Here is a 7,539-nt window from a genome sequence, read left to right as displayed (position 1 = left end):
GTCCTCGACGAACTCGGATTCGCGCCCGAGCGCCGAGGGGCGCGGCAGATCGGCCTGCGGCACTGCCCCTTCCTCGAAGTCGCCGAGGCCCGATCCCAAGTCGTGTGCCCGATCCACCTCGGCCTCATGCAAGGCGTTCTGGAGAGCCAGGCCGCACCTCTCGCCGTCGACCGGTTGGATGCGTTCGTCGAACCGGATCTCTGCCTGGCCGAACTGACTTCGAAGGGAAGTTCGCGATGATCACCGCAACGATGAACACCGCAACATCCGTAGCCGTCGCCGTGATTTTCGTGTGGCTGGGCATGGTGCTGGCCATCTCGTTCCTGGAAGCACCGCTGAAGTTCCGCGCACCCGACGTGACGACGCAGATCGGTCTGGGGATCGGGCGCCTGGTCTTTCGCGCGCTGAATGACATCGAGGTCATGTTCGCCGTCGTCCTCGCGGCGATCATGATTGCCGGCCCGCCGCCGGCCGGCGCAATCGCGGCATTGGTGACCGCCTTCGCCATGCTCGCCACCCAGTTGATCGGCGTGCGGCCGTTCTTGAGCCGACGCTCTGACAGGGTCCTTGCCGGCCTGGATGCGCCCCGCTCTCGCGGCCACTACGCTTACGTCGGCCTGGAGGTGATCAAGGTGATCGCATTGGTGGTTGCCGGGGTTCTGCTCCTGGCCGGTCAGACCCTCAACTGACTCCCGGCCCGCTCAGATCTTCACCGTCAGCGGCCAGACGTTCCAGATCTCGTCGCAGTACTCGGCGACGGCGCGGTCCGAGGAGAACTTGCCGCTGCGCGCAGAGTTCAGGATGGACATCGTGGTCCACGCATCCTGGTCCTGCCACGCGGCGCTCACCCGTTCCTGGCAGTCGACGTAAGAGCGGTAGTCGGCGCACACCAAAAACGGATCGTCGTAGCGAAGGTTGTCCACCACCGGTCGGAACATTTCGGTATCGCCGCGCGAGAACGTCCCCGCGGCAATGAGATCGAGCACCGCGCGAAGCTCCTCGTCGCCGTCGACGTAGTCGGCCGGGCGGTATCCGTCCGCCTTGACCGCCGCAACCTCGCGTTCCGTGAGGCCGAACAGGAAGAAATTCTCCGGCCCAGCCTCCTCGCGGATCTCGACGTTCGCCCCGTCGAGCGTGCCGATGGTCAGCGCGCCGTTGATCATGAACTTCATGTTCCCGGTGCCCGATGCCTCCTTGCCTGCAGTGGAGATCTGCTCGGACAGGTCGGCGGCCGGGTAGATCAGGTGTGCGTTGCGCACGTTGAAGCTCGGCACGAACGCCACCGTGAGGAACCGGTTGACGTCGGGGTCGGCGTTCACAGTCTCCCCGACGGCGTTGATCAGCTTGATGATTCGCTTGGCCATGAAATAGCCGGGAGCGGCCTTGCCGCCGAAGACGAAGGCCCGTGGTGGAATCGACAGCCCGGGATTGCACTTGAGCCGGTGGTAGAGCGCGACGATGTGCAGCACGTTGAGGTGCTGGCGCTTGTACTCGTGGATGCGCTTGACCTGGACGTCGAACATCCAGTCCGGGTTCAGCTCGACGCCCGCGGCCGCGCCGACGTAGGTGGCCAGGCGGGCCTTGTTGGCTCTTGCGATATCGCGCCACTGCTGACGGAAGCCGGCGTCGTCGACGAAAGGCTCCAGTGCGCGCAGCCGCGACAGGTCCCTCAGCCAGCTCTCGCCGATGGTGCGGTCCAGCAGTTCGCGCAGCCCTGGGTTGGCCAGCGCAAGGAAGCGGCGCGGTGTGACCCCGTTCGTCTTGTTGCTGAAGCGTTCCGGCCACAGCTCGTAGAAGTCCTTGAGGACACTGGTTTTCAGCAGATCTGAGTGCAGCGCGGCGACGCCGTTGATGGCGTGGCTGCCGACGGCCGCCAGGTGCGCCATCCGCACACTCTTGCCGCCGTCCTCCCCGATCAGCGACATACGGCGCAGCCGGTCGTCGTCGCCGGGGAACCGGGCGCGCACCTCGTCGAGGAATCGGCGGTTGATCTCGTAGACGATCTCGAGGTGGCGCGGCAGGGACTCGGAGAACATCGCCAGCGGCCAGGTCTCCAGCGCTTCGGGCAGCAGGGTGTGGTTGGTGTAGCCGAACGTCGCGACCGTGATGCCCCACGCGTCGTCCCAGTCGAGGTGGCGCTCGTCGACCAGGAGCCGCATCAACTCGGCGACCGCGATCGACGGATGAGTGTCGTTGAGCTGCAGCGCGAACCGCTGGGGCAGTTCTCGCACAGAGACGTCAGCGATCTCCTCCATCAACTCCAGCACCCGCTGCAGCGAGCAGGACACGAAGAAGTACTGCTGCAACAGTCGCAGCCGCTTGCCCACATCCGGTTCGTCGTTGGGATAGAGGACCTTGGTGACCGTCTCGGAGGTGACTTCGTCCTCGACCGCCTTGTAGTAGTCGCCGGTGTTGAAGGCCTCCAGCGCAAAGGATTTGACGGCACGTGCGCTCCACAACGTCAACACGTTGCAGGTGTTGACGCCGTAGCCTTGGATCGGGGTGTCGTAGGCGACGCCTTTGAGTACCCGCCCCGGCACCCACCGCGCACGGTCGTGGCCGGCCTCGTCGGTGTAGTGCTCGGCATAGCCACCCCACTTCACCGCATAGTTGATGTCGGGTTTGGCGATCTCCCAGGGATTTCCGGCGTCGAGCCAGTTGTCCGTCTTCTCGACCTGCCAGCCGTCGCGAATCTCCTGGTCGAAGATCCCGAACTCGTAGCGGATGCCGTAGCCGATCGCCGGACGCTCCAGAGTGGCCAGCGAGTCCAGGTAGCACGCGGCAAGCCGGCCGAGGCCGCCGTTGCCCAGCCCCGGTTCCTCCTCGCAGGCCAGCACCGTGTCGAGGCTCTGGCCCATCGCCGCCAGCGCGGTCCTCGCCGACCGCTCGATGCCCAGGTTCAGCAGGTTGTTGCCGAGTTGGGGGCCCATCAGGAACTCGGCGGACAGATAGCAGGTGACCTTGCGACCCAGATCCAGCATGGTCTGCATCGACGCCACCCTGCGGTCCTGCATGCGGTCACGCACGGCCAGCGCCAGCGCCCGGTAGTAATGCTCGGGACGCAGGGCCGCGGCCGGCCGCCCGACCGAGTAGCGCAGGTGGTCGGCGATGGCCCGCTGCAGCGCGGCCGCGCCCATCCCGGTGCGGGAATGCTCGATCAGGTCGGCCCGGGTGGGGCTGTTCGGGGAGATTCCCTCGGAGGTCGGCTGGTCGAGATCGGTCATGATGGGTCCTCGTCCCTGAGAGCATCGGCAGGCCGTCAGTGTGTCAGCGGTGCCTGCACACCAGGCGCGCAATGGGCGTCGACCGCGTGAACGCCTACCTACGCGCGGGTGGCTGATCGGCGTTCGCGCCGCCGCCACGTCGCGCCGCCACGGAGTTCCTCAGTGGGCGCCGGAGAGGTTCAGCGTGACGACGCCGGCGATGATCAGGCCGACCCCGACGACCTTGGCAACCGACAGGGGCGAGCCGAGGAACAGCACGGCGATCAGCACGATCGCGGCCGTCCCGATCGCCGACCACAGCGCATAGGCGACGTCGGTCTGCATGCCCCGGGAAATCGACAGTGCCAGCAGCGCGAACGCCACCGCGTACCCGGCCAGGCACACCACCGTCGGCCAGAGCCGGCTGAAACCCTCGGTGCTCTTGAGCAGGCTGGTCGCCACCACCTCGGCCAAGATCGCACAGATGAGGAGCAGATAGCTCACGTCGCCTCCCGGTGTAGGGACTCCGGTTCAGCCCTCGAACGCGGGGCCGTCGAAGCGTTCGCGGGTGACGAACTCGGCGACCGGCCGGCGGCGCAGCCTGGTCGGCCGGCGGGTCGGCTTGCCCAGCGGCACGAGCGCGGCGACCGCGTGCGTGTCGGGGATGCCCAGCAGCGCGCGGACCCGGTCCTCGGCCGCGATCGCCATCGTGGTGAGGGTGCCGCCGTAGCCCTCGTTGCGGGCGGCCAGCAGGATGTTCCACACCAGCGGATAAACCGACGCTCCGCCGACGATGCCGACGCGGTCCAGCTCCTGGTCGAGCGCGGCGACCACGCTCAGGTCGACGGAGACGACCAGCAGGACCGGCGCATTGGCCAGCGGCGCGACGAACGTGTCGGGAATTGCGGTCGCCTCGATCACGTCCTGGGGTACGCCGCTGGGACGCAGCGGATTCCACGGGTTCTCGCCGGCTGTGAGTTGGGCGACGTAGCGGCGGGCGGCGGGCGCGCCACACTCGGCGAGGCGGCGACGGGTCTGCGCATCACGCACCACGATGACGTGCGTGCCCTGGCGGTTTCCCCCGCTGGGGGCGAACCGCGCGTTGTCGAGGATGCGCGAGAGCGCCTCGTCGGGCAGGGTGTCGTCGGTGAACTCGCGCGCGGCGAACGCGGTTCGCATGACGTCGTAGAGGTCCACGGCGGGCCGGCTCACGAGGCCGCGGCGGCGCGCCGCTCCAGCCGGAAGGTGCGCTGGAAACCGGCCGGCTGCGTGGTGAGCGTGACCGCCACCGCGCCGCCGGGCGCAATTTCGTCCACGGCGTAGTTGCCCCTGCCGACAACCGCGGCGATGGCCTGGGTGGTGCCCAAGCCGATTGCGACTCGCATCGCTCGACTTTAGTACTGAGTCACCGGTTGGCACGGCCGGCAAGCCGGATACCGTGGTGATCGTGTCGGCGGGGCGCTCGCGCGCACGGGAAGCAGGGAGTCGATGATCCAATCCGTACTCGTCGTAGGCGGCGGCAGCGCCGGCCTGATGACTGCGCTCGCGCTCAAGCAACAGGCTCCTGCGCTCGGCATCCGCGTCGTGCGGAGCAAGGACATCGGCGTGATCGGCGTCGGCGAAAGCACCACGCCGCAAATCGTGAACCTGCTCTTCGACTATCTGAAGCTGCCGCAGAAGCAGTTCTATTCGACCGTCCGGCCGACCTGGAAGACGGGCATCCACTTCCTGTGGGGGCCGCGCGAGTCTTTCGACTACGGGTTCCAATTCCAGCTCGACGCGTTCTACACCGACCTCGGCCGCTATAACGGTTTCTACTGCGGCGACGATTTCGACAGCGTCGACATGAACGCCGCGCTAATGGCTCAGGGCAAGGCGTTCGAGCAGCATCCGAGCGGCCAAGGGCCGATGATCACGCCCAACACCGCGCTTCACCTGTTCAATCCCGCGCTGGTCGAGGCGCTGGAGGCTGCGTGCGTCGTGCGCGGCATCGAGCTCATCGACGCCCGCATCACCGGTGTGCCCGTCGACGAGAAGGGCGTGCAGGCCGTCCTCCTCGATGACGGTCGCACGTTCTCGGCCGACTTCTACGTCGACGCGACCGGTTTTCGCTCCGAGTTGCTCGGCCGCGCGCTGGGGACGCCGTTCGTCCCGTACGACAGCTCGCTGTTCTGCGACCGCGCGGTCGTGGGCACCTGGGACCGGACCGACGAGTTCATCCACCCCTACACCATCGCCGAGACGATGGAGGCCGGCTGGTGCTGGCAGATCGACCACGAGCACGCGATCAACCGCGGCTATGTCTATTCGTCACAGTTCCTCAGCGACGACCAGGCGCGCGAGGAGTTCGTGCAGAAGAACCCGAAGGCCACGACGTGGGATCACGTCGTGAAGTTCCGGTCGGGGCGCTACGAGAAGGGCTGGGTCAAGAACGTCTTCGCGATCGGCAACGCGTGCGGCTTCGTCGAGCCGCTCGAGGCGACCGCGCTCATGGTCGCGTCGTCGCAGATCAAGGCGATGGTCGAGATGCTCGTGCAGTCGCAGCTCGACCCGACGCCGAGCCTTCAGGCGCTGTACAACACGCTGTTCGTCGACTGGTGGGACGGCATCAGGGACTTCCTGTCGATCCACTACCGGTTCAACACCCGCATCGACAACGAGTTCTGGACCGCGTGCCGCAACGAGGTGGACGTGACACCGGTGCAGCCGCTGCTGGACTTCTATCGCGAGAACGGGCCGACGGGCTTCTGTCGGCATTATGTGACGAGCACGATCGGGCAGGACAATCAGTTCGGGCTCGAGGGATATCTGGTGATGCTGGTGGGGCAGAAGGTGCCCTATCGGGACGTGCATCCGCCGAGCCAGGAGGAGATGGCGATCTTCCGTCGTCACTGTGCGGACAACCGCGCCCGCGCGATGAACGGGCTGACGGTGGCCGAGGCGCTGCGATACGTCCACCGGCCGGACTGGCGGTGGCATTCCGATTCGCCGTGAGGCTCGCCGACAACCTGGCCCGGCGGACACGCTAGCGTGCCCACGTAACGTTACAAATTCCAGGCATTCTGACAAGGAGAACCGGATGGAGATCAACGGAAAAAAGGTCGTCGTCATCGGCGGCGCGTCGGGGATGGGTCGTGCCACCGCCGAACTGCTGGCGCAGCGCGGCGCCGAGGTCGCGGTCCTGGACCGGGAGAGCTCCGACGGCAAGAGCGTGGCCGAGGGCCTCGGTGGCGCCTTCTACCCCGTCGACGTCACCGACTTCACCGGGACCGAGCAGACCCTGCAGAGCGCTGTCGACAAGCTGGGCGGCCTGCATGTCGCGGTGACCACCGCGGGCGGCGGCATCGCCAAGCGGACGCTGACCAAGGAAGGACCGCACGACCTCGAATCCTTCCAGTCCGTCGTCGATCTCAACCTCGTCGCCACCTTCAACATCAGCCGCCTGGCCGCCGCGCACATGGCCCGCAACGAGCCCGAGGACCCCGAAACAACAGGGGAACGCGGCGTCATCATCAACACCGCGTCGATCGCGGCCTTCGAGGGCCAGATCGGCCAGATCGCCTACACCGCCGCCAAGGCCGGGATCGCGGGCATGTGCCTGACGATGGCCCGTGACCTGGGGTCGCTGGGCATCCGGGTGCTGGCGATCGCGCCGAGCCTGTTCCTGACCGGCATCACCTCAATGGTTCCCGACGAGATGGCGGCGGCCCTGACCCGGGACGCGGCGTTCCCCAAGCGGATGGGCCGGCCCATCGAGTACGCGAAGCTGGCGGCGGCCATCGTGGACAACCCCATGCTCAACGGCCAGTGCATCCGGCTCGACGCCGGGCAGCGGTTCGCACCGAAGTAGCCACCCCGGGCCGGGCCCCGTGCCGGAATAAGTACACTCTTTAGGCAGCCGCCCCGCTCCCTTCCGGAGCGGGGCAGGCGGTCAGCCCCCCGCGAGGATGCGGAGCGGGTAGCGGCGCGCGAGGAGAACCCATGGCTATCGCACTGACCGACGACCACCGCGAACTCGCCGAGGTGGCCCGCGGATTTCTGACGGCACAGAAGGCGCGCTGGGCGGCGCGCTCGCTGCTCGACGCCGCCGACGAGGCGCGCCCGGCGTTCTGGCCGAACCTGGCCGAGCTCGGCTGGCTCGGGCTGCACATCGACGAAGAGCACGGCGGGTCGGGCTATGGCCTGCCCGAGCTCGTGGTGGTAATCGAGGAACTCGGCCGGGCCGTCGCGCCGGGGCCCTTCGTGCCGACCGTGATCGCGTCGGCGGTGATCGCCAAGAACGGCACCGCCGAGCAGAAGTCGCGGCTGCTGCCCGGGCTCATCGACGGCACCGTCG

General features: G+C 67.4%; 8 protein-coding genes and 1 pseudogene. 5 read left to right on the top strand and 4 right to left on the bottom strand.

Annotated elements, in window-relative coordinates:
- Positions 1 to 240, top strand: a pseudogene (locus tag AC2VOK_RS09445) (transcriptional regulator); the annotation flags it as partial.
- Positions 241 to 251: 11 nt separating this feature from the next.
- Positions 252 to 689: a hypothetical protein gene (locus tag AC2VOK_RS09440; RefSeq protein ID WP_428900239.1), complete on the top strand. Its 438-nt coding sequence runs from the start codon at positions 252 to 254 to the stop codon at positions 687 to 689.
- 12 nt (positions 690 to 701) lie between these two features.
- Here AC2VOK_RS09440 and AC2VOK_RS09435 read toward each other — a convergent pair whose 3' ends face one another.
- The 4 genes from AC2VOK_RS09435 to AC2VOK_RS09420 all read right to left on the bottom strand — a co-directional run bounded on the left by AC2VOK_RS09435 (position 702) and on the right by AC2VOK_RS09420 (position 4,588).
- Complete coding sequence (locus AC2VOK_RS09435) at positions 702 to 3,137, bottom strand: glycogen/starch/alpha-glucan phosphorylase (protein WP_428900238.1); 2,436 nt, start codon at positions 3,135 to 3,137, stop codon at positions 702 to 704.
- A 246-nt stretch (positions 3,138 to 3,383) separates the two neighbouring features.
- Positions 3,384 to 3,707, bottom strand: a complete 324-nt coding sequence (locus tag AC2VOK_RS09430; RefSeq protein ID WP_343708378.1) for a DMT family transporter — start codon at positions 3,705 to 3,707, stop codon at positions 3,384 to 3,386.
- 27 nt (positions 3,708 to 3,734) lie between these two features.
- A complete protein-coding gene (locus tag AC2VOK_RS09425) occupies positions 3,735 to 4,400 on the bottom strand; it encodes a nitroreductase family protein (RefSeq protein ID WP_428900237.1) in 666 nt (221 codons plus the stop codon).
- Between the two features lie 11 nt (positions 4,401 to 4,411).
- Positions 4,412 to 4,588 carry a hypothetical protein gene (locus tag AC2VOK_RS09420; RefSeq protein WP_428900240.1) on the bottom strand — a complete coding sequence of 59 codons (177 nt, stop codon included), beginning with the start codon at positions 4,586 to 4,588 and terminating at the stop codon, positions 4,412 to 4,414.
- A gap of 103 nt (positions 4,589 to 4,691) precedes the next feature.
- Here AC2VOK_RS09420 and AC2VOK_RS09415 point away from each other — a divergent pair, with 103 nt between their 5' ends.
- The 3 genes from AC2VOK_RS09415 to AC2VOK_RS09405 all read left to right on the top strand — a co-directional run.
- A complete protein-coding gene (locus AC2VOK_RS09415; protein WP_428900236.1) occupies positions 4,692 to 6,197 on the top strand; it encodes an FAD-dependent oxidoreductase in 1,506 nt (501 codons plus the stop codon).
- Positions 6,198 to 6,282: 85 nt separating this feature from the next.
- Positions 6,283 to 7,053, top strand: a complete 771-nt coding sequence (locus tag AC2VOK_RS09410) for an SDR family NAD(P)-dependent oxidoreductase (protein WP_428900235.1) — start codon at positions 6,283 to 6,285, stop codon at positions 7,051 to 7,053.
- 131 nt (positions 7,054 to 7,184) lie between these two features.
- The coding region (locus AC2VOK_RS09405) for an acyl-CoA dehydrogenase family protein (RefSeq protein ID WP_428900234.1) at positions 7,185 to 7,539 on the top strand (355 nt) is incomplete at its 3' end.

The organism is Mycobacterium sp. TH-M116 (assembly GCF_057473685.1).
Note: the sequence above shows the minus strand (reverse complement) of the source record. Positions and strands in the feature narration are given on the sequence as shown.

Excerpts from the sequence above, each read along its gene's own strand:
- AC2VOK_RS09435 (WP_428900238.1), bottom strand. The coding sequence starts at position 3,137 with ATGGGCGCGGCCGCGCTGCAGCGGGCCATCGCCGACCACCTGCGCTAC.
- AC2VOK_RS09415 (WP_428900236.1), top strand. The coding sequence starts at position 4,692 with ATGATCCAATCCGTACTCGTCGTAGGCGGCGGCAGCGCCGGCCTGATG.
- AC2VOK_RS09440 (WP_428900239.1), top strand. The coding sequence starts at position 252 with ATGAACACCGCAACATCCGTAGCCGTCGCCGTGATTTTCGTGTGGCTG.
- AC2VOK_RS09420 (WP_428900240.1), bottom strand. The coding sequence starts at position 4,588 with ATGCGAGTCGCAATCGGCTTGGGCACCACCCAGGCCATCGCCGCGGTT.
- AC2VOK_RS09410 (WP_428900235.1), top strand. The coding sequence starts at position 6,283 with ATGGAGATCAACGGAAAAAAGGTCGTCGTCATCGGCGGCGCGTCGGGG.